This is a genomic window from Nocardioides cavernae (genome assembly GCF_013410035.1).
GTDB classification, from domain to species: domain Bacteria; phylum Actinomycetota; class Actinomycetes; order Propionibacteriales; family Nocardioidaceae; genus Nocardioides; species Nocardioides cavernae_A.
In genome coordinates, this window is sequence record NZ_JACCBW010000002.1 from 251,171 (window position 1) to 271,596 (window position 20,426).

Sequence of the window (20,426 nt, forward strand, 5' to 3'; positions counted from 1 at the left end):
CGGTCGGACCCGAGGTGCCCGAGGATGGATTGGGTGACGCGGACCACTGCACAAGTTGGCAATCGCAGGTCGGGCCGTCAATGACGCCTGATCTGCACATTCGTGCAACGCGAGAAGATGAAGGACCGCACCGCAAGATTTGCGGCTCGTCCGATATCCGGCCGGTCAGCGGAATCCGTGGTCGGAAGCCGGATCAGCGACCGAGAACCGCCGGACGGGCCGCGGTGACGTCGGCGATCCGCGCCGCGACGGCCTCGCCGAAGGCTCGGTGCCCGTCCTCGGTGAGGTGCAACCGGTCGGCGAGGTAGTCCAGGGTGAGGTCGCTCGTCGCGACGTACGGCACCCCGTAGAGGCCCGAGAGCAGCTCGAGCTGGGCGTCGACGCGGGGCACCGCGCCGGACCGGGCGGGGGCGTCGGCGGGACCGACGACGACCACCCGCTGGCCGGCGAGGTCGGCCATGAGTGCGCGGAAGCCCCGGTCGATGGCCGCGCCCGGCTGGTCGTAGTCGTTGAGCCCGCCCTCGACGACGACCAGCTGCGGGCGTACGCCCAGGGCCGTCGGAGCTCGGTCGTGGAAGGACACCCGGCCGCACCCACTGGCGCGCTCGCTGAAGCCCGACCCGGAGAAGCCGCGGACGTGCACCTCGCCGGGGAGCGCGGAGGCCCACGAGCGGCTGAGGTCGTCCTGCCCGAGGCCCACCGACCAGGAGTCGCCGAGCACGAGGGTGCGTGGGCCGCTGCCGGTGACGATCGCGTTGCGCTCGCGCGCCTCGAGGCGGTGCTGCTGGCATCGGGTCGGTCCCGCGTCGGCCGTGTCGGCCACCCAGAACGCCAACATGCCCGCCACGAGGGCAGCGAGCAGCGACCACGCGACTGAGGCGCCGACGACCCGGCGCAGGTTCCCCCGATGGAGCACGAGTAGAAGTGTGCGTCCTCCCGGGCGGTCTGTGCACCGGAACGACCCTGAGATTTCCCCGACATCGGGCACTGGTGTCGCTCTGCGTTAACCGGAGGCGGGCGCGGCTGCGGCCGCCCTAGGGTGACGTGCCATGACGACGGACCCCCTCCTCGAGGCGTACGACCAGCAGCTGCGCACCGACGCCGAGATGACCGGCGCCCTCGACGTCGTGCGCCTCGGACCGCTGCACTGCGCGGTCTTCGACCACGGTGGCTTCGTGTCCTACCGCGACCTCGGCGGCGTCGCCGGTCGGGACCTCGACGAGCTGGTCGAGCGCACGATCGCGCACTACCGCGACGCCACCGGGGTCACGTCGTTCGAGTGGAAGTCGCGGGGGCACGACCTGCCGGCGGACCTCGGCGAGCACCTGGCGGCCCACGGTCTCGTCGCCGAGCCGGTGGAGACGGTCATGGTCGGGGAGGCGTCGCTGCTCGCGGCGGACGTGCCCCTCGAGGACACGCCCGCCGGTCCGGTCGTCGTACGCCGCCTCGAGCCCGGCCCCACCGCCGCGGCGGACCTCGAGCGGATGCTCGAGGCCCAGGAGTCCGTCTTCGGCACCGGCCGCGGGCCGTCGGTCGAGTCGTCGCTGCGCGACCTGGAGTCGAACGCCTCGGAGTTCTGGGTCGCCGAGGTCGGCGACCGGGTCGTCTGCGGCGGCCGGCTCACGCCCGTCGAGGGGACCGAGTTCGCCGGGATCTGGGGCGGCTCGACGCTGCCGGACTTCCGCGGCCGCGGCATCTACCGCGCCGTCCTCGCGGCTCGCGCCCGCTCGGCGATCGACCGGGGCATCCGCTACATCCACTCCGACTGCACCGACATGTCGCGCCCGATCCTCGAGCGGTCGGGGCTGCGCGCGGTGACGACGACGACGCCGTACGTCTGGTCGCGCTGAGGGCCGCGGGGCGATTCCCGCGGCCCGTCCGGGCGTGGTCGGCCTGGGCCACGACCGCCGCACGTGCGCGACGCGACCCCGCCGTACGCCTCAGAGCGGCGTGTAGTCGATCTCCAGGAAGTCCGCGACCTCCGGCACCCACCGCTCGGCGACGAACGCCGTGTGGACCGGGTGCTCGTTGTAGCCGTCGTACGCCGCCTGGTCGGCGAACTCCATCGAGAAGCCGAAGGCGAAGTCGTTCTTGGGGCTCGTCTGGCGCAGCTGCTCGAACGCCTCCACGCCGGGGATGTCGGCCAGCGCGCGGGCTGCTGCGAGGAAGTCCGCCTCCTCCGCGGAGCCGGGTGCGTGGTGGAGCCGGAAGGCGACGGTGTGCCGGATCATGCCCCGACCCTAGGCGGACGCAGGTAGCGCGGAAAAACATGTCCGGATCGGGAACATCCACGCCCGTCCTGCGTTGAGCCCCATGACGAGAGTTGAGTGACATCGACTCAAGTGTTTTGAATCCGCCGCAGCAGCGCGGCAGGATGGTTACCAGATCAAGCAGATCCCACACAGGAGGAACACCATGGCTCGAGCGGTCGGCATCGACCTCGGTACGACGAACTCCGTCGTCGCCGTCCTCGAAGGTGGCGAGCCCACCGTCATCGCGAACGCCGAGGGCGCCCGGACCACGCCGTCCGTGGTGGCCTTCACGAAGTCCGGCGAGGTCCTCGTCGGCGAGGTCGCCAAGCGCCAGGCGGTCACCAACGTCGACCGGACCATCCGGTCGGTGAAGCGGCACATGGGCGAGTCGTGGAAGGTCGACATCGACGACAAGTCCTTCACGCCCCAGCAGATCAGCGCGTTCGTGCTGCAGAAGCTCAAGCGCGACGCCGAGGCCTACCTCGGCGAGCCCGTCACCGACGCGGTCATCACCGTCCCGGCGTACTTCTCCGACGCCCAGCGCCAGGCGACCAAGGAGGCCGGCGAGATCGCGGGCCTCAACGTGAGCCGTATCGTCAACGAGCCCACCGCGGCGGCGCTGGCGTACGGCCTCGACAAGGGCGAGGACCAGACGATCCTCGTGTTCGACCTCGGTGGCGGCACCTTCGACGTGTCCCTGCTCGAGATCGGCGAGGGCGTCGTCGAGGTCAAGGCGACCTCCGGCGACAACAACCTCGGTGGCGACGACTGGGACAACCGCGTCGTCGAGTGGATGGTCAAGAAGTTCAGGGACTCCAACGGCGTGGACCTGGCGGCCGACAAGATCGCCAAGCAGCGTCTGCAGGAAGCCGCGGAGAAGGCCAAGATCGAGCTGTCCTCCTCCAGCGAGACCACGATCCACCTGCCCTACATCACGCATGGCGAGTCCGGCCCGCTCCACTTCGAGGAGAAGCTGACCCGAGCTGAGTTCCAGAAGCTCACCGCCGACCTGCTCGAGCGCACCAAGGCGCCGTTCCAGTCGGTCCTCAAGGACGGTGGCGTCGCCGTCGCCAACATCGACCACGTGGTCCTCGTCGGCGGCTCGACCCGCATGCCGGCCGTGACCGAGGTGGTCAAGGAGCTGCTCGGCGGCAAGGAGCCCAACAAGGGCGTCAACCCCGACGAGGTCGTCGCCGTGGGCGCCGCGCTCCAGGCCGGCGTCCTCAAGGGCGAGGTCAAGGACGTGCTGCTCCTCGACGTCACCCCGCTCTCCCTCGGCATCGAGACCAAGGGCGGCGTGATGACGACGCTCATCGAGCGCAACACCACCATCCCCACCAAGCGGTCGGAGATCTTCACCACCGCCGACGACAACCAGCCGTCGGTCGAGATCAAGGTCGCGCAGGGCGAGCGCCAGATGTGGTCGCAGAACCAGTCGCTCGGCAACTTCGAGCTGACCGGCCTGCCGCCGGCCCCGCGCGGCGTGCCGAAGATCGAGGTCACCTTCGACATCGACGCCAACGGCATCGTGCACGTCTCGGCCAAGGACCAGGCGTCCGGTCGCGAGCAGTCGATGACCATCTCCGGTGGCTCGGCGCTCGGCAAGGACGAGATCGACCGCATGGTCAAGGAGGCGGAGCAGTACGCCGAGGAGGACGCCAAGCGGCGCGAGTCCGTCGAGGCCCGCAACCAGGGCGACCAGATCGTCTACACGACCGAGAAGTTCCTCGCCGACAACTCCGACAAGCTCCCCGAGGACGTGAAGACCGAGGTCCAGGCCGACGTCGACGCGCTCAAGGAGATCCTCGCCAAGGAGGACGCCACGTCGGAGGAGATCACCACCGCGGTCGGCAAGCTCAACGAGTCGAGCCAGAAGATGGGTGCCGCGATGTACGCCGCCGCGGAGGCCGACCAGGCCGCCGCGGGCGGTGCCACCGGCGCCACCGGTGAGTCCGACGACGACGTCGTCGACGCCGAGATCGTCGACGAGACCGTCGAGGGTGACAGCACCGACTCGTCCGGCTCGACCTCGGAGGGTGAGACCAAGTGACCGATCGCCCCGACGAGCCCACCACGGGCACCGAGGCGGCAGACCTTCCGGAGGGGGAGCCCGGCGTGGCTCCCTCTCCGGAGGGTTTCGGCGACGCGGCGGGCGAGGCCCCCGCGCAGACCGAGGTCGAGGAGCAGGTCGCCGGTGACGCCGTCGCCGGCGACGACCCCGGCACCGCCGAGGAGCGCCCGGACGAGGTCGACGACCCGTCGGCCATGAGGCAGGCGATCGCCGACCTCACCAACGACCTCCAGCGCCTGCAGGCCGAGTACGCCAACTACCGCAAGCGCGTCGACCGCGACCGCCAGCTGGTCGCCGAGACCGCCGCCTACAAGGCGCTGACGCCGGTCATCGAGGTGCTCGACACCATCGACCGCGCCAAGGAGCACGGCGAGCTGGAGGGCGGCCTCAAGACCGTCGCCGACCAGCTCGAGCGGGTCGTCGCGACCGCTGGGCTCGTACGCTTCGGCGAGCCGGGCGACGCGTTCGACCCGACGCTCCACGAGGCGCTGAGCCACCTCGGTGCCGACGCCGAGGTCGAGGTCACGACCGTCAAGCACGTCGCCAAGGGCGGCTACCGCCTCGGCGACCGCGTCGTACGCGCCGCGCAGGTGCTCGTGGTCGACCCGGCCGACGCCTGACACGCATCCGACACCTGACACGGCCGACGGAGGGGAGGTTCACCCGTGGCTGAGAACGAAAGCTTCCGCAACGACTGGGCGACCAAGGACTTCTACCAGGTCCTCGGCGTCGCGAAGGACGCGAGCGCGGCCGACATCAAGAAGGCCTACCGCAAGCTCGCGCGGGAGAACCACCCCGACTCCAACCCCGGCGACGACGCCAAGCACGAGACGTTCAAGGCCGTCGCCGAGGCGTACGACGTCGTCGGCGACGAGGCCAAGCGCAGCACGTACGACGAGTTCCGTTCGCTGCAGTCGCGCGGCGGATTCGGCCCCGGCATGGGCGGTGGCGGCTTCAGCGGGGGCGGCTTCGGGGGCGGCGGCGGGTTCAACCTCGACGACCTCCTCCGCGAGCGCGGCGGCGCCGGCGGCGGGATCGGCGACATGTTCGGCGACCTCTTCGGCGGCGGTCGCGCGCGCGGCCAGCAGCAGGCGTCGCGACCGCGTCGCGGCGCCGACGTCGAGAGCTCGGCGACCATCGGGTTCACCGACGCGCTCGACGGCGTGACCGTCTCGCTGCGGCTGACCTCCGACGCGGCCTGCCCGACGTGCCAGGGCACGGGCGGCAAGCCGGGCACCCGCCCGCACATCTGCCCCGAGTGCGAGGGGGCCGGCTTCGTGGTGTCCGGCTCGGGCGGCGCGTTCGCGATGCAGGAGACCTGCCCGCGCTGCGGCGGTCGCCAGCTGGTCTACGACGAGGCGTGCCCGACCTGCCACGGCAGCGGCCGCGGCACCTCCGCTCGTACGATCCAGGCCCGCATCCCGGCCGGGGTGAAGGACGGCGCGCGGATCCGCCTCAAGGGCAAGGGTGCCCCCGGTGAGAACGGCGGACCCGCCGGCGACCTGTTCGTGAAGGTCAAGGTGACCCCGCACCGCGTCTTCGGCCGCAAGGACGACAACCTCACCATCGACGTACCCGTCTCCTTCGACGAGGTCGCCCTCGGCGCGGAGATCAAGATCCCGACCCTCGGCGGCGCGCCCGTCACGTTGAAGATCCCCGCCGGCACGCCCAACGGCCGCACCTTCCGCGTCCGCGGCAAGGGAGCCACGAAGCGCGACGGCTCCAAGGGCGACCTGCTCGCCACCGTCGAGGTCCAGGTCCCGGCCTCGCTCGACCAGACCGCGCGCGAGGCCCTCGAGTCCTACCGCGCGGCGACCGCCGGCAAGCCCCTGCGCGTGGGGCTCTTCGAGGCATGAGCGGCTCGTTCGGCGCCCCGTCCCCGGACGCCGCCGTCTATGTCATCTCCGTGGCTGCGGAGCTGACCGGGCTGCACCCGCAGACCCTGCGCGCCTACGAGCGGATGGGGCTGATCCAGCCCGGTCGCACCGGGGGCGGCGGACGCCGCTACTCCCACCGTGACCTCGAGCGGCTGCGCGAGATCGCGGACCTGACCAGCGCCGGCGTCGGGGTCGAGGGCGTACGCCGCATCATGGAGCTCGAGCTGCAGGTCGACGCGCTCCGGGCCCGCAACGAGGAGCTCATGGCCGAGCTCGAGGCCGTACGCCGTGGGCTCGCCGCCCGCGCCGCCGCGGTCCAGCCGGCCAACAAGCTGCCCGTGCTGCACCAGGGCCCCGGACAGTCGGTCGTGGTCTGGCGCCGCCCTCGCTGATCTTGGTCGAGCGGTGCGTGACGCACGTTTCCGACCCGCAGAACATGTCTCACTCACCGCTCGGGTCGCGGAGCGGTGAGTGACGCACGTTTCCCACCCGCAGAACGTGTTTCACTCACCGCTCCCGGGTGCGGGCGTACGCGATGTCGGTCCGACCCCGTAGGTTTCGCCCAGTGATGCAGCGATGAGCAAGATGGACAACCTGCGGGCGATGCGCGAGGCCCGCTACGCCGAGGCGCAGAAGCGCGCAGGGTCCGCACCTGCCCGACCGAAGGCCGCGAAGGCGCCCGTCGCCCCCGCCGCGCCGAAGACGGTCGAGACGCGCGTCGAGGAGGCGACTGGGGACGACCTCTGCGGCCACCGCAACATCAGCGGCCGCTCCTGCACCCGCGAGAAGGGCCACCCGCAGAAGAGCCACCGCTACTCCTGACCAACTGCCTCAGGCGCTGAGCGCCCCCTCGGGCACCCCGCGCGGGTGCGGCGCGGGCTCGTCGCGGAGCTCGGCGACCTGCGCGACGAGCACCGCCATCACCTCGTCGGCCACCCGGCGCACGGTCGCGTCGTCGACCGGCACCCCGGGCGCCGCGACCCCGGCGAGACGACGTACGTCGATCGGCTCGCCGACCGTGACCCGCACGCGCGGGCGCAGCACCGTGTTGCGGAGCAGGCGACCGACGATGCCGGTCCTCCCGACGACCTGCTGGGCGCCGACCAGGGCGACAGGGACGATCGGGGCGCCGGTGCGGAGTGCGAGGCGTACGGCTCCGGTCCTGGAGCGTTCGGGCCAGTGCTGCGGGTCGCGGGTGATCCGGCCCTCGGGGAAGAGGCCGACGGCCTCGCCGGCAGCGAGCGCGGTGGCCGCGGCGTCGAGCGACCCGGCCGCGGCGGACGTCCCGCGCTGCACCGGGATGAAGCCGAGCCGGCGGACGACCGGGCCGACGAGCGCGGAGCGGAAGACGCCACCGGTCGCCATGAGGCGCAGCGACCGGCCGAGGCGACGACCGACGAGGGCGAGCAGGATGCCGTCGGCGAAGCTCGTGTGGTTGGCGACCACGATGACCGGGCCGTCGGGGAGCTCGGCGTCGGGGACGGAGCGCCGGGTGAGCTCCAGGCGGCTGACGGCCGAGACGACCGAGCCGAGGAGTCCTGCGGCGAACGCGTAGAGGAGGGCGGCGCGGAGGCCGGGTCGCTGCCACGTGCTGGGTTCCATGCGGCGAGTCTGGAGCAGCGACGGGGTGCCGCGCCTGAGTACGCGCACGGGCCCGGCCCCGTGGAGGAGCCGGGCCCGTGCGATGAGGGCTGGGTCAGACGGTCAGCTGGGGATCCAGTCCATCTGGTCGGGGTTCGGGCCGGTGCGGCCGTCCTCGCCCTTGTCGAGCCCGCTGATGCGGGACACCTCGTCGTCGGTGAGGGAGAAGTCGAAGATCTCGAAGTTCTCCTTCATCCGCTCCGGGCTCACCGACTTGGGGAAGACGATGCCGCCGCGCTCGACGTGCCAGCGCAGCGTCACCTGGGCGGGCGTCTTGCCCTTCGCGTCGGCGATCTCGGTGATCACCGAGTCCTTGAGCACGCCGCCCTGCGCGATCGGCGACCACGCCTCGGTGGCGACGCCGTGCTGCGCGTTGGCCGCGCGGACAGCCTCGTTGGTGAAGAAGGGGTGCACCTCGACCTGGTTCACCACTGGGACCACGCCGGTCTCGTCGACGATGCGCTGCAGGTGGGCGGGCTGGAAGTTGGACACCCCGACCGATGCGGCGCGGCCGTCCTCGACGAAGGACGCCAGGGTGCGCCAGGTCGAGACGAAGTCGCCGTCGTAGCGGGTGGGCAGCGGCCAGTGGATGAGGAACAGGTCGATCTTGTCGAGCCCGAGGTCGGTGAGCGTCTGTTCGAAGGCGCGCTCGGCCTCGGCGGGCTCGTGGAACCCGTTGTTGAGCTTGGAGGTCACGTAGACCTCGTCGCGGGGGAGCCCGGCGGAGCGGAGCGCCTCGCCGACGCCCTTCTCGTTGCCGTACATCTCCGCGGTGTCGATGTGGCGGTAGCCGACCTCGAGGGCCTTCGTCACCGCCTCCGCGGTCTCGGCCGGGTCGATCTGGAACACGCCGAAGCCGAGCTGCGGGATCGACGTGCCGTCATGGAGCTGGATGCTGGGAACGGTCATGCCAGGCACAGCGCGACACGCCGGACCGACTATTCCGCGCGCCAGTGACCCGGGCGCGAGATCCGGTCCGGAAGGGTGGTCGCGGGGTCGCCCAACGCGGCGTTCGCCTGCGGCTGGGTGAGGAAGAGCGTCGTCGACAGGTCGCACCCGCGTACGTCCGCCCCGCGCAGGTCCGCACCCAGCAGGTCGGCGTCGGCGAGGTCGGCACCCGTGAGGTCGGCGCCCAGCAGCAGCGCGCCGCGGAAGGACCAGCCCCGGTGGTCGCCGGCCAGTCGCGCGCCGGCCAGGTCCGCCCGCGTGCGGTCGACCGCGGCGGGCCAGCGACGGCGTACGCGAGCGCTCGCCACGCCGAGCAGCGCCCCGACCCGCGCGTGCAGGTCGTCGACGTCGGCGAGCAGGAGCGGCTCGGGCCCGGAGGCGGTGAGCTCCTCGATCTCGCTCCGCACCGCCGCGGCGGCCGGGTCCGGGGAACGCCGGGCGACCTCGTCCAGGTGGACCAGCATCTCGTGGAGCTGACGCATCACCGACAGGACGGCGGCCATCTCGGCGAGGTTGTCCTGCTCGCGCCACGACACCCCGCCGTAGGTCACCTGCGAGACCTGCTGGCCGGCGCCGAAGCACTCGAAGACCGTGCACCCGGGCCAGCCGTCCTCACGCAGCGTGGCGTGGATGCCGCAGCCGTCGTCGGCGCGGAGGTGGTGGCACGGGGTCCCGCCCGCCTTGTCGACGCCGAACCCGGCGGAGGCGGAGAAGGGGAGGAGCACGCAGCACAGCCCGAAGCACTGCGAGCAGTCGGAGCTCAGCCCGGAAGTCGCCACGCGCGGATCGTGTCACGCGACGGTGGCGTCGGGGTCGGCGGCCTCAGCCGGCGTACCACCCGTTGGTCAGCGCGAAGGCGTTCATGAAGGCGAGCACGAGGAACGCCACCACGATGACCCGGTTGTCGAAGATGAGCTTGCTCATAGCAGCCACTGTGCCCGGTTGTTCACGGAATCAAACAGCCCGCCGGCAAAACTTCCCCCACGTGGGGGAGCCCTAGGCTGGCGCCCGTGAGTGCGTTGCTGGTGGCCGGGACCACGTCGGACGCCGGCAAGACCATCGTTACCACGGCGCTGTGCCGGGCGTACGCCCGCCGCGGGATCGCGGTCGCGCCGTTCAAGGCGCAGAACATGTCGAACAACTCGATGGTCTGCGCCACCCCAGACGGCCGGGGCGCGGAGATCGGCCGCGCCCAGTGGATCCAAGCGGTCGCCGCCCGCGTCGAGCCCGAGGCCGCGATGAACCCGGTCCTGCTCAAGCCCGGCGGCGACCGGCGCAGCCACGTCGTGGTCATGGGGCGGCCGGGCGGGACGATCGACAGCAAGGACTTCGTCGGCGGGCGCACCCACCTGCGCGACGCCGCCTACGCCGCCTTCGACGACCTGACGGCGCGGCACGAGCTGGTCGTCGTGGAGGGGGCGGGCAGCCCGGCGGAGATCAACCTGCGGGCCGGTGACTACGTCAACATGGGGCTCGCGCAGCACGGCCGGGTGCCGACGGTCGTCGTCGGCGACATCGACCGCGGCGGCGTCTTCGCCGCCCTCTTCGGCACGGTCGCGCTGCTGTCGGCCGCCGACCAGGCGCTGGTCGCAGGCTTCGTGGTCAACAAGTTCCGCGGCGACCTCGACCTGCTGCGACCCGGGCTCGACGAGATCCGCGCGCTGACGGGGAGGGACGTCTACGGCGTGCTGCCCTGGCACCCCGACCTGTGGCTCGACTCCGAGGACGCCCTCGACCTCGCCGGGCGACGGGTGTCCGACGACGAGGCCCGGCTGCGGGTCGCCGTGGTCCGGCTGCCGCGCATCTCCAACTTCACCGACGTCGACGCCCTCGGTATCGAGCCCGGTGTCGACGTCACCTTCGCCTCCGACGCCCGCGGGCTGGCCGGGGCCGACCTGGTCGTGCTCCCCGGCACCCGCGCCACTCTCGAGGACCTGGCCTGGATGAGGGCGCGCGGCCTGGACCGGGCGGTCCTCGACCACGCGGCCGCCGGCCGGCCGGTGCTCGGGATCTGCGGCGGGTTCCAGATGCTCGGCACCCGGATCGCCGACCCGGACGGTGTCGAGGGGGTGGTCGGCGCCGACGAGCCGGGGCTCGGGCTGCTCGACGTCACCACGACCTTCGGCGAGGACAAGGTGCTGCGGCTGCCGACCGGCTCCGCGCTGGGGGCGGACGCCCACGGCTACGAGATCCACCACGGCCGGATCGCCCGGCACGGCGGCGAGGAGTTCCTCGGCGGTGCGCGGACCGGAGCGGTCTTCGGGACGATGTGGCACGGCAGCCTGGAGGGCGACCCCCTGCGCCGGGCGCTGCTCGCCGAGGTCGCTGCGGCGGCCGGGGCGGCGTACGAGCCCTCCGAGGTCAGCTTCGCCGACCTGCGCGAGCGGCGGCTGGACCTGCTCGGCGACCTTGCCGAGGAGCACCTCGACCTCGACGCGCTGCTCGACCTCGCGACGTCCGGCGCACCCGCCGGCCTGCCCGCGCTGGAGCCGGGGGCGTCGCGATGACGGTTCTGCTGCTCGGCGGGACGAGCGAGGCGCGCGAGCTCGCGGTGCTGCTGGACGGGGCCGGGGTCGGCTTTGTGTCATCCCTCGCTGGCCGTGTCGAACGCCCGCGGTTGCCCGTCGGTGAGGTGCGGATCGGCGGCTTCGGCGGTGTCGACGGCTTGCGGTACTGGCTCGTCGAGCACGCGGTCTCCGCGGTCGTCGACGCGACGCACCCCTTCGCCGAGGGGATGTCGGCCAACGCGGTCGCCGCCTGCCGGGCGTCGGGCGTACCCCTCCTCCGGCTCGAGCGCCCCGGCTGGTCCGGCGCACCCGGCGCCGACGGCTGGCACTGGGTGGACTCCCACGCCGAGGCCGCGGACCTCGCGGCGTCGCTCGGCCGACGGCCGTGGCTGACCGTCGGGCGCCAACCCCTCGCGGCCTTCGTCGGTCCGCTGGTCGGCCACCGCGCGCTCGTCCGTGTCGTCGACCCGCCCGAGATCGAGGTCCCGGAGCCGTGGACGGTGGTGCTCGACCGCGGGCCGTACGACCTCGCCGGCGAGCTGCAGGTCGTCGCCGAGGAGGCGGTCGACGTGCTGGTGACCAAGGACTCCGGCGGTCGCTACACCTGGCCCAAGATGGCCGCGGCGGGCCGGCTCGGGGTGCCGGTCGTCGTGGTCCGGCGCCGCGCCGAGGTCGACGGCGTGGAGACCGTCCCCGACGCGACCGCCGCGGTGCGCTGGGTCGTGCAGACCACGGTCGTATCGTGAAGGCATGTCCACCCCGGGTCTGACCCCCACCTCGCCGCTGAAGCTGCAGTACCCGCAGTCGCTCGCGGTCTACGACGACTACGCCAAGGCGCAGAAGACCGTCGACTTCCTCTCCGACGCCGAGTTCCCGGTCGACCAGCTGATGATCGTCGGCACCGACCTCAAGCGGATCGAGCGCGTCACCGGCCGGCTGACGTGGTCGAAGATCGCCGTCGGCGGCATCCTGTCGGGCCTGTGGTTCGGCGTCTTCATCGGGCTGGTGTTCGCGCTCTTCACCGAGGAGGGCGTCTGGCAGGTGCTGCTGAGCACGGCGTTCATCGGCGCGACCTTCGGCCTGGTGTGGGCGCTGATCGGCTATGCGTTCACCCGGGGCCAGCGCGACTTCTCGTCGGTCACCCAGGTGGTGGCGACGAGGTACGAGGTGCTCGTGGAGAACAAGCACGCGGCCAGGGCGCGCGAGGTGCTCGCCGGGCTGCCGGGCGCGCTGCCCGACCCGTTCGCCTGATCCGCCCGGCCGAGTGATGAGGCGCTGGTGCGTAGACGCGCGGACAGAACCTCCCGCTGCGGCGTGCGCTGAGCGTGGCCCGCGGTCCGCCCGACGACCAATGTCCGTGCAGCTACGCGCGGCGGGCGGCCGCCAGCGCCGCGACGGCGACCGCGCCCGCGGAGACGACGTCGGCGAGGCGCACGGCCCGCGCGATGTCGTCCTTCGTCGGCGGCGGACCGTCGCCGAGGCGTACGCGGTCCTCGACGCCGTACGCGTAGTGGTTGCGGCCGCCGAGACATACGCCCAGCGCGCCCGCGAAGGCCGCCTCCACCACGCCGGCGTTGGGACTGGGGTGGTGGCGGGCGTCGCGCGTCCACGCGGCGAGCGCCCGGCGCGGGCTGCCGCCGACGAGCGGAGCGAGGACCGCGGCGAGGACGCCGCTGAGCCGCGCGCCGGGGAGGTTGAGCAGGTCGTCGAAGCGGGCGGAGGCCCAGCCGAAGCGGCCGTAGCGCGCGCCACGGTGCCCGACCATCGCGTCGAGGGTGTTGGCCGCGCGGTAGCCGAGCAGTCCGGGGATCCCGCCCACGGCTCCCCAGACGAGGGGGGCGACGACGGCGTCGGAGGTGTTCTCCGCGACCGACTCGACGGTGGCCCGGCTGACCTCGGACTCGTCGAGGACCGAGGTGTCGCGCCCGACGAGGTGGGTCAGTCGCTGCCGGGCGCCGGGCAGGTCATCGGCGGCGAGGAAGCCGTGGACCGCGGTCGCCTCGCGTCCGAGGGTGGTGCCGCCGAGGACGGTCCACGTCGCGGCGGCGGTGGCGAGGGTGTGGGCGACCGGGTGGTCCCTGGTCGCCCGCTCCAGGACGAGACCGCCCCCCGCGACGGCCCCGCCCAGGAGGGTCAGGTGGAGCAGGCCGCGACGCCGCGAGTCGGCGTACACCTGCTTCTCGAGGGTGGCAGCGAGGCTGCCGAAGAGTGCGACCGGATGGCCGCGTCGGGGGTCGCCGAGGCGACGGTCGGCGAGGTGCCCGAGCACGATGCCCAGTGCCCGGGTCACCCCGGCGTTCACAGTGATGCGGCGAGCTCCCGTCGTGCGCGGACGTCGCTGTGCCGGCGCCACGTGCGGTCGACGAGCGCCACCAGGACGGCGCCGATCACCGCCCACATCGCCAGCAGCGTCAGCAGCGAGGAGACCCGGAAGTCCCACAGGATGCCGGCCGGGAAGTCGCCCAGCTCGTCGATCTTCGGGAAGGCCACCGCGGCGACGACGACCACGAGGGCGTACGCCCCGAGGCCGGCCAGCACGCCCGGCACCCCGCTCCAGCGGCGAGCACCCCAGCGGGCAAGCGCGATCGCGGCGACGGCGCCGGCGACGGAGACCGCGACGAATCCGAAGTAGACGGCCGTTCGGCTGTCGATCGTCTCGCCGGACCCGACGGCGGGCGGCGTGGCGGGGTACTTCAGGAACGGCACGATGCTGAACGACACCGCGCCGATCGCAGCCAGGAGGGCGGTGCTCGCGGCCGGTCGGAGGCTGCCGAGACGACCGAGGCCGAGGGCGGCGAGCAGCCCGGTGAAGCCGCCGAGCACCACGCCGACGGCGAGGGTGCCGGTGGCGAGCCCGACGGTCGACTGGGCGGTGCGGGAGACCGCGGCCTCGTCGCCGTGGGAGTGGCCGGCGGACTCGTCGGAGTCGGCGTGCGTGTGGTCGTGCCCGTCGGAGGCCGGGGCGCTGGCCGCCTCCTCGAGGGCGATGGCCTTGTCGATCTGGGGCTCGCCGACGGTGTACGCCACGACGAACGCGGCGATGCCGGCGAGCAGACCAGCGACGAGGCCGTGGACCAGGAAGGTCCGCGCGCCCATCAGTGGCAGGGGAAGCCGAGCAGGTGCCGGCCGTCGTGGACCCACTCGTGGATCGCCGTGCCCTCGGGGATGGTGATCGCGCCCTGGACCGAGCTGATGAGCACCAGCACGGACAGGGCGAACAGCGCGCCGAGGACGAGCCAAGGAGCGAGCTCCCGGACCGGGATGGCGAGGTCGGACGGTGCGACCGAGCCCGTGGCAGCAGGGGTGGGGATGGCGTGAGCCATGGTTCCTCCTTCGGGATGAAAGCGTCCCGGATTGATGGGGAGTGACTTCCAGTCCGTCGGGTCTGACTTCACGACTCGTTGCTGCTGAGCCGTGTCACAGTAGCGCCACTGTGCCGGATTCCCACCGGCTTCCTCAGGACTGGGTGGACGGAGCGTAGCGCACCCAGGAGGTCGTCGGTCACCGTCGTCCGGCGCGCTGAGATCCGCACCCACTCGTCGTCCAGCCCGGGGAACGTGTCGGCCCTCCGGACGGCGAAACCCAGGCCGCGCAGGGCCTCCCGGGTGCCCGTGCCGGTGCGGGCGAGGACGTACGGCGCGGTGCTGGGGACCGTCTCGATCCCGAGCCCGTCGAGCCCGTCCTGCAGGTGCCGCCGGCGCTGCTCGAGCTCCTCGGCGCGGGCGCGTGCCTCCTCGCGCGCGACGTCGCTGCTGGTCGCGACGAGCGCCGCGATCGCCGGCGCGGAGACCGACCACGGCGTCTGGAGCTCGCGCAGCCCGGCGACGACGTGGGGCTCGGCGAGGACGTAGCCCGCGCGGATTCCGGGGATCGACCAGAGCTTGGTGAGGCTGCGCAGGACGACCAGGCCGGGGACCCGCTCGTCGGCGAGGGTCTCGACGTCGTCGTCGAGGAAGGCTTCGTCGACGACGACCAGCCGGCCGTCCCCCGTGAGGGCCCGCAGGTCGGCGGCCGGGTGGCGGACGCCCGTGGGGTTGGTCGGGTTGCCGACGACGACGAGGTCGGCGTCGTCGGGGACGTCAGCGGGGTCGAGCCGGAAGCCCTGCTCCCGGGTCAGGACGACCTGCGCCGGACTGTGGCCGGCGGTGCGCAGCGCGACCTCGGGCTCGGTGAACTGCGGGTGCACGACGACCGGGTGCCGCCACGGCCGCAGCCGCGCGACGAGGGTGAACGCCTCGGCCGCCCCGGCGGTGGCGAGGACGTCGTCGGGGTGCCGACCGTGCCGGCGCGCGACGACCGTCTCGGCGTCGCGGGCGTCGGGGTAGGCGTCGGCCTCGGTGACCGAGCGGACAAGCTCTCGGTCGAGCCAGCGCGGGCGCGGGCCGTCGAAGACGTTGACGGCGAGGTCGACCAGCCCGGGCGCGGTCTCGCGGTCGCCGTGGTGGCGCAGGTCGGGGCCGCGGTGTCGGCTCGCCGCCTCGACGAAGCGCCGGGCCAGGTGCGGGTGGCCGGCCCAGTGGGTGTGGAGGTACGACGCGTGCAGGCTGCCGGTCGCGACGCCCTCCGCGTGCGGGAGCTCCCACGCGGGCGTGCGGCTCGACGCGACGGTGAGGTGGGTGCGGTGGAACTCGTGCCCGGTGACCCGCTCGCCCTTCGTGGTCAGGAGGTTGTCGGCCGGGGTGGTCGCGGTCCGGTAGGACAGCGTGAGCCGGGGTGCCATCGCAGCGTGGGCGTCGATCGCGCCGACCATCGGGACGGCCGGGCCCTCGGGCCCCTGCACCGACTCGCAGAGGTAGAGCAACCCGGCACACTCCGCCACGGTGGGCAGCCCGCGCGCGATCGCCGTACGGATGTCGCGGCGCAGCCGGTCGTTGGCGCCGAGCTCGGGGGCGTGCATCTCGGGGAACCCGCCGCCGAGGTAGAGCCCGGTCGTGCCCTCCGGCAGGCGGGCGTCGGACAGCGGGTCGATCTCGACGACGTCCGCGCCCGCCGCGCGCAGGAGCTCGACGGTCTCGGCGTAGCGGAAGGTGAAGGCCCGTCCGCCGGCGACAGCGATCGAAGGTGGTCGCCCCAAAGGTGGTCGAGTAGGGCCCCCCGGGCCCGTATCGAGACCCAAGGCGGTCGCCGGATCCCACGCCTCCCCGTCCAGCCCCGGCGCCGCGGACGCGAGTCGTACGACCGCCTCGAGGTTCACCTTCTCCGCGATCTGGTGCGCGAGCCGGTCGAGGGCGCCCGCCGCGTCGTGGCGCTCGGCGGCGGGCACGAGTCCAAGGTGCCGGCTCGGCGCCTCGATGCCGTCGTCGCGTTGGAGGATCCCGAGCACCGGGACCTGGTCGCCGATGGAGCGCAGCACCTCGTCGGCGTGCCGCGGGGAGCCGGCCTTGTTGAGGATGACCCCGACGACGTCGACCGGCGGCTGCGCCCAGGTCATCAGGCCGTGGATGGTGGCGGCGACGGTGCGCGAGGCAGAGGAGATGTCGACGACGAGCACCACGGGCGTACGCGTGAGGGCGGCGACGTGGGCGGACGACGCGAAGCCGTCCCCGCCGATCTGCCCGTCGTAGAGCCCCATCACGCCCTCGACGATCGCGAGGTCGGCGCCGGCGGCGCCGTGGAGGAGGAGGGGTACGAGGCGTTCCTCGCCGACGAGGTGCGGGTCGAGGTTGCGGCCGGGACGGCCGGTGGCGAGCGCGTGGTAACCGGGGTCGATGTAGTCGGGGCCGACCTTGTGGCCGCTCACGGTGTGGCCGGCGCGCGCGAGCGCGGCCATCAGCCCGGTGGCGACGGTGGTCTTGCCGTGGCCGCTGGCGGGGGCGGCGACCATGAGGCGCGGCAGCGCTACCACTCGATGCCCCGCTGGCCCTTCTGGCCGACCTCCATCGGGTGCTTGACCTGGCCCATCTCGGTGACGAGGTTGGCGGCCTCGACCAGCCGCGGGTCGGCGTGGCGACCGGTGATGACGACGTGCTGGCGGCCGGGGCGCTCGACGAGGGTCGTGACGACGTCGTCGACGTCGACCCAGCCCCACTTCATCGGGTAGGTGAACTCGTCGAGGACGTAGAGGTCGTGGCGCTCCTCGGCGAGCGCGCGCTTGATCTCGTGCCAGCCCTCGGCGGCGTCGGCGGCGTGGTCCTCCTCGGTGCCGGCCTTGCGCGACCACGACCAGCCGGACCCCATCTTGTGCCAGGCGACGGGCCCACCCTCGCCGGTCTCCTCGTGCAGCCGGCCGAGGCGCTCGAGCACGGTCTGCTCCCCGATGCGCCACTTGGCGGACTTCACGAACTGGAAGACCCCGATGCTGAAGCCCTGGTTCCACCCGCGCATCGCGAGGCCGAAGGCCGCGGTCGACTTCCCCTTGCCGGGGCCGGTGTGGACCATGATCAGCGGCCGGTTGCGGCGCTGCGCGGTGGTGAGGCCGTCGTCGGGGACGGTGGTCGGGACACCCTTGGGCATCAGGCGCTCCAGCGGTCGTGGTGGATGGCGTCCTCGAGGCTGCGGCCGCGCCGCCAGCCATGGCGGACGAGGTCGGGGACCTGCTGCAACTCCGTGACGGGCCCCAGGCAGAGCCACGCCACGGGGCGTACGCCCTCGGGAAGGCCGACGAGGTCGGCGAGGAACTCCTCGCGGTAGAACGACACCCACCCGACGCCGAGGCCCTCGGCGGTGGCCGCGAGCCAGAGGTTCTGGATGGCGAGGCAGGTGGAGTAGAGCCCGGTGTCGGCGATCGCATGTCGTCCGAGGACGTGCTGGCCGCCGCGGCTCGGGTCGTACGTCACCACGACACCGAGGCCGGACTCGCGGATGCCCTCGACCTTGATCCGCTCGAAGGTCTCCCGGCGCTCACCCTCGAGCTGGGCCGCGAAGGTCTGGCGCTCGGTCTCGACGTGCTCGGCGAACGCGTCGCGCGTGGCGGCGTCGCTCACCAGGACGAAGTCCCACGGCTGTGAGTGCCCGACCGACGGCGCGTGGTGGGCGGCGTCGAGGATCCGCATCAGGACGTCGTGGTCGAGCGGCTCGCCGCTGAACTCGGCGCGTACGTCGCGGCGGCGCGCGATGACGTCGTAGAGGTCGGTGCTCATGCCACGCGCGCCACGGTGGTGAGCGCCTGGGCGCTGATGTCGGCGAGCGGCAGGTGCGTGGCCTGCATGTGCAGCGCGAGCTGGCCGGCCAGCCCCATCCGCATCGGGCCCTGCTCGCAGTCGACGACGATCGCCGTCGTGCCCTGCTCGGCGATCCACTGCGCTGCCTGCCGGCTCCGCGGCACGGCGCCCTCGCCGTGGGTCGCGCGACCGTCGGTGATCACAATGAGCAGCGGGCGTCGTCGCGGGTCGCGGACCTTCTCGACGCGCAGCACCTCGGCTGCCTGCAGGAGTCCCTCGGCGAGAGGGGTACGCCCGCCTGCCGGCAGGTCGGCCAGCCGCTTCGCCGCGATGTCGACCGAGTGGGTCGGCGGCAGCGCGACGTCGGCCCCGCCGGCGCGGAAGGTGACCAGACCGACCTTGTCGCGGCGCTGGTAGGCGTCGAGCAGGAGGCTGAGGATCGCGGTCTTCACCTGCTCCATCCGCTTGCGCGCCGCCATGCTCCCGCTCGCGTCGACGCAGAAGAGGACGAGGTTGGCCTCGCGGCCCTCGCGCCGTGCGGTCCTGAGGTCCTGCTGCTCGAAGCGGATGCGCCCGCCCTCGCGTCCTCGCGCCCGCTGGTGCGGCGCGGCGGCGCGGATGGTCTCGACCAGGTGCAGCCCGCCCGCCCCAGTCGGGTCGTTGCCCGCCCGGCGGCCGTTGGAGGTCAGCGCTCGCGACCGCTTCCCCGACTCGCCCGCGCCCGTGCCGTGGACCTCGAAGCGACGGACCTTGTACGGGTCGGCCAATGAGGCGACCACCGCCTGACCATCCCCCGGTGGTCGAGTAGGGCCCCCCGGGCCCGTATCGAGACCCTCCCCGTCCCCCTCAGGCGATCGACCAGGACCCTCGTCCCCCCCAGATGATCGAGTAGGGCCCCCCGGGCCCGTATCGAGATCCGACTCACCGTCCGGCCCCTCACCGTCCGGCCCATCCCCGTCGGGCTGAGGCCCCGGCGGCTCCGGCTCCGGCTCCGGTTCCTCGTTCCCCAGCACCTGGTCGAGCAGCTCCTCGTCCAACCCCGGCGCATCGAACGGGTTCCGCCGCCGCCGGTGCGGCAGCGCGAGCAGCGCGGCCTGGCGGATGTCGGCCCGCGTGACGGTGGTCCGCCCGTTCCACGCGGCGTGTGCGACAGCCGTACGCGTCGTGACGATGTCGGCGCGCATCCCGTCGACCTCGAAGGCGGCGCAGACCTCGGCGACCTTGGTGAGCACCGCGTCGGTGAGCTCGACCTCGGGCAGCAGCTTGCGCGCCGCAGCGATCCGGTCGGTCAGCGCGCGCTCGGCGTCGGCGTACGACCCCACGAACGCGTGCGGGTCGGCGTCGAACGCGAGCCGGCGGCGTACGACCTCGGCGCGCAGCCGCGGGTCCCGCGGCGCGGCGATCTCGACGGTGAGGCCGAAGCGGTCGAGGAGCTGGGGGCGGAGCTCGCCCTCCTCGGGGTTCATGGTGCCGACGAGCACGAAGCGCGCAGCGTGGGCGACCGAGACGCCGTCGCGCTCGACGGTGGAGCGGCCCATCGCGGCGGCGTCGAGCAGCAGGTCGACGAGGTGGTCGTGGAGGAGGTTGACCTCGTCGACGTAGAGGATGCCGCGGTGCGCGCGGGCGAGGAGGCCGGGCTCGTACTCGGCGACGCCGTCGGCGAGCACCTTCGACAGGTGCAGCGACCCGAGCACGCGGTCCTCGGTGGCGCCGACGGGCAGCTCGACGAGGCGTACGGGTCGCGTCTCGGTCTCCGCGTCGAGCGGCCACGCGTGATCAGGCGCCGGGCCGTCGGGCGACGTGTCGCCGGGGGCGCTGCTGAACCGGTCGCCGGCCACCACCTCGATCGGCGGCAGCACGGAGGCGAGGGCGCGAACGGTCGTGGACTTCGCCGTGCCCTTCTCGCCGCGCACGAGGACGCCGCCGACCTCGGGGGAGATGGTCGTGAGGACCAGGGCGAGGGTCATGTCGTCGCCTGAGTCCTTGGAGGGGACGACGGCGGACAGGGGGTACTGCAGTGGCATGGGGGC

The 20,426-nt window shown here is 73.0% G+C and carries 21 protein-coding genes; 9 read left to right on the plus strand and 12 right to left on the minus strand.

Annotated elements, in window-relative coordinates; translation table 11 throughout:
- Positions 1-193 precede the first annotated feature (193 nt).
- Positions 194-916 carry an SGNH/GDSL hydrolase family protein gene (locus F4692_RS08730; protein WP_179619294.1) on the minus strand — a complete coding sequence of 241 codons (723 nt, stop codon included), beginning with the start codon at positions 914-916 and terminating at the stop codon, positions 194-196.
- A 133-nt stretch (positions 917-1,049) separates the two neighbouring features.
- On the opposite strand from F4692_RS08730, the gene F4692_RS08735 reads away from it, so the two are divergent.
- Positions 1,050-1,850 (plus strand): GNAT family N-acetyltransferase, encoded by an 801-nt coding sequence (locus F4692_RS08735; RefSeq protein WP_179619295.1) that lies wholly within the window; start codon positions 1,050-1,052, stop codon positions 1,848-1,850.
- A 90-nt stretch (positions 1,851-1,940) separates the two neighbouring features.
- Here F4692_RS08735 and F4692_RS08740 read toward each other — a convergent pair whose 3' ends face one another.
- Positions 1,941-2,231, minus strand: coding sequence for a Dabb family protein (locus F4692_RS08740; RefSeq protein WP_179619296.1), 291 nt, complete (start codon positions 2,229-2,231; stop codon positions 1,941-1,943).
- A gap of 184 nt (positions 2,232-2,415) precedes the next feature.
- On the opposite strand from F4692_RS08740, the gene dnaK reads away from it, so the two are divergent.
- From dnaK to F4692_RS08765, 5 genes are all read left to right on the plus strand, one after another.
- Positions 2,416-4,302, plus strand: coding sequence for a molecular chaperone DnaK (gene dnaK, locus F4692_RS08745; RefSeq protein ID WP_179619297.1), 1,887 nt, complete (start codon positions 2,416-2,418; stop codon positions 4,300-4,302).
- A complete protein-coding gene (grpE, locus tag F4692_RS08750) occupies positions 4,299-4,943 on the plus strand; it encodes a nucleotide exchange factor GrpE (RefSeq protein ID WP_308645224.1) in 645 nt (214 codons plus the stop codon). The genes dnaK and grpE overlap by 4 nt, the downstream gene beginning before the upstream one ends.
- A 45-nt stretch (positions 4,944-4,988) precedes the next feature.
- The gene (dnaJ, locus tag F4692_RS08755; protein ID WP_179619298.1) at positions 4,989-6,179 is read left to right on the plus strand and encodes a molecular chaperone DnaJ; all 1,191 of its coding nucleotides are present in this window, start codon (positions 4,989-4,991) and stop codon (positions 6,177-6,179) included.
- Complete coding sequence (locus tag F4692_RS08760) at positions 6,176-6,592, plus strand: heat shock protein transcriptional repressor HspR (RefSeq protein WP_179619299.1); 417 nt, start codon at positions 6,176-6,178, stop codon at positions 6,590-6,592. The genes dnaJ and F4692_RS08760 overlap by 4 nt, the downstream gene beginning before the upstream one ends.
- A gap of 184 nt (positions 6,593-6,776) precedes the next feature.
- Complete coding sequence (locus F4692_RS08765) at positions 6,777-7,022, plus strand: hypothetical protein (protein ID WP_179619300.1); 246 nt, start codon at positions 6,777-6,779, stop codon at positions 7,020-7,022.
- 9 nt (positions 7,023-7,031) lie between these two features.
- Here the strand turns inward: F4692_RS08765 and F4692_RS08770 are convergent, their stop codons facing one another.
- The 3 genes from F4692_RS08770 to F4692_RS08780 form a co-directional block, all read right to left on the minus strand.
- Positions 7,032-7,802, minus strand: a complete 771-nt coding sequence (locus F4692_RS08770) for a lysophospholipid acyltransferase family protein (protein ID WP_179619301.1) — start codon at positions 7,800-7,802, stop codon at positions 7,032-7,034.
- A 102-nt stretch (positions 7,803-7,904) separates the two neighbouring features.
- Complete coding sequence (locus F4692_RS08775) at positions 7,905-8,750, minus strand: aldo/keto reductase (protein WP_179619302.1); 846 nt, start codon at positions 8,748-8,750, stop codon at positions 7,905-7,907.
- Positions 8,751-8,779: 29 nt separating this feature from the next.
- Positions 8,780-9,568, minus strand: coding sequence for a pentapeptide repeat-containing protein (locus F4692_RS08780; RefSeq protein WP_179619303.1), 789 nt, complete (start codon positions 9,566-9,568; stop codon positions 8,780-8,782).
- A 231-nt stretch (positions 9,569-9,799) separates the two neighbouring features.
- Between F4692_RS08780 and F4692_RS08785 the strand changes: the two genes are divergently transcribed.
- The 3 genes from F4692_RS08785 to F4692_RS08795 are packed head-to-tail and all read left to right on the plus strand — an operon-like array spanning position 9,800 to position 12,547.
- Complete coding sequence (locus F4692_RS08785; protein WP_179619304.1) at positions 9,800-11,296, plus strand: cobyric acid synthase; 1,497 nt, start codon at positions 9,800-9,802, stop codon at positions 11,294-11,296.
- A complete protein-coding gene (locus F4692_RS08790) occupies positions 11,293-12,042 on the plus strand; it encodes a cobalt-precorrin-6A reductase (protein ID WP_179619305.1) in 750 nt (249 codons plus the stop codon). The genes F4692_RS08785 and F4692_RS08790 overlap by 4 nt, the downstream gene beginning before the upstream one ends.
- Before the next feature lie 4 nt (positions 12,043-12,046).
- Positions 12,047-12,547 carry a YflT domain-containing protein gene (locus F4692_RS08795; protein ID WP_179619306.1) on the plus strand — a complete coding sequence of 167 codons (501 nt, stop codon included), beginning with the start codon at positions 12,047-12,049 and terminating at the stop codon, positions 12,545-12,547.
- A gap of 112 nt (positions 12,548-12,659) precedes the next feature.
- Here F4692_RS08795 and F4692_RS08800 read toward each other — a convergent pair whose 3' ends face one another.
- From F4692_RS08800 to F4692_RS08830, 7 genes are all read right to left on the minus strand, one after another.
- Complete coding sequence (locus F4692_RS08800; RefSeq protein WP_308645225.1) at positions 12,660-13,586, minus strand: cobalamin biosynthesis protein; 927 nt, start codon at positions 13,584-13,586, stop codon at positions 12,660-12,662.
- An 8-nt stretch (positions 13,587-13,594) separates the two neighbouring features.
- Positions 13,595-14,392 carry a CbtA family protein gene (locus tag F4692_RS08805; protein WP_179619308.1) on the minus strand — a complete coding sequence of 266 codons (798 nt, stop codon included), beginning with the start codon at positions 14,390-14,392 and terminating at the stop codon, positions 13,595-13,597.
- Complete coding sequence (locus F4692_RS08810) at positions 14,392-14,619, minus strand: CbtB domain-containing protein (protein ID WP_179619309.1); 228 nt, start codon at positions 14,617-14,619, stop codon at positions 14,392-14,394. Before F4692_RS08810 ends, F4692_RS08805 begins: the two co-directional genes overlap by 1 nt.
- A 68-nt stretch (positions 14,620-14,687) precedes the next feature.
- Positions 14,688-17,120, minus strand: a complete 2,433-nt coding sequence (locus F4692_RS08815; RefSeq protein ID WP_179620416.1) for a bifunctional hydrogenobyrinic acid a,c-diamide synthase/histidinol phosphate aminotransferase CobBC — start codon at positions 17,118-17,120, stop codon at positions 14,688-14,690.
- A 14-nt stretch (positions 17,121-17,134) separates the two neighbouring features.
- The gene (gene cobO / locus F4692_RS08820) at positions 17,135-17,749 is read right to left on the minus strand and encodes a cob(I)yrinic acid a,c-diamide adenosyltransferase (protein WP_179619310.1); all 615 of its coding nucleotides are present in this window, start codon (positions 17,747-17,749) and stop codon (positions 17,135-17,137) included.
- Positions 17,749-18,375, minus strand: a complete 627-nt coding sequence (bluB, locus tag F4692_RS08825) for a 5,6-dimethylbenzimidazole synthase (RefSeq protein WP_179619311.1) — start codon at positions 18,373-18,375, stop codon at positions 17,749-17,751. The genes cobO and bluB overlap by 1 nt, the downstream gene beginning before the upstream one ends.
- Positions 18,372-20,420 (minus strand): magnesium chelatase subunit D family protein, encoded by a 2,049-nt coding sequence (locus F4692_RS08830; RefSeq protein WP_179619312.1) that lies wholly within the window; start codon positions 20,418-20,420, stop codon positions 18,372-18,374. Before F4692_RS08830 ends, bluB begins: the two co-directional genes overlap by 4 nt.
- Between the last annotated feature and the right edge of the window lie 6 nt (positions 20,421-20,426).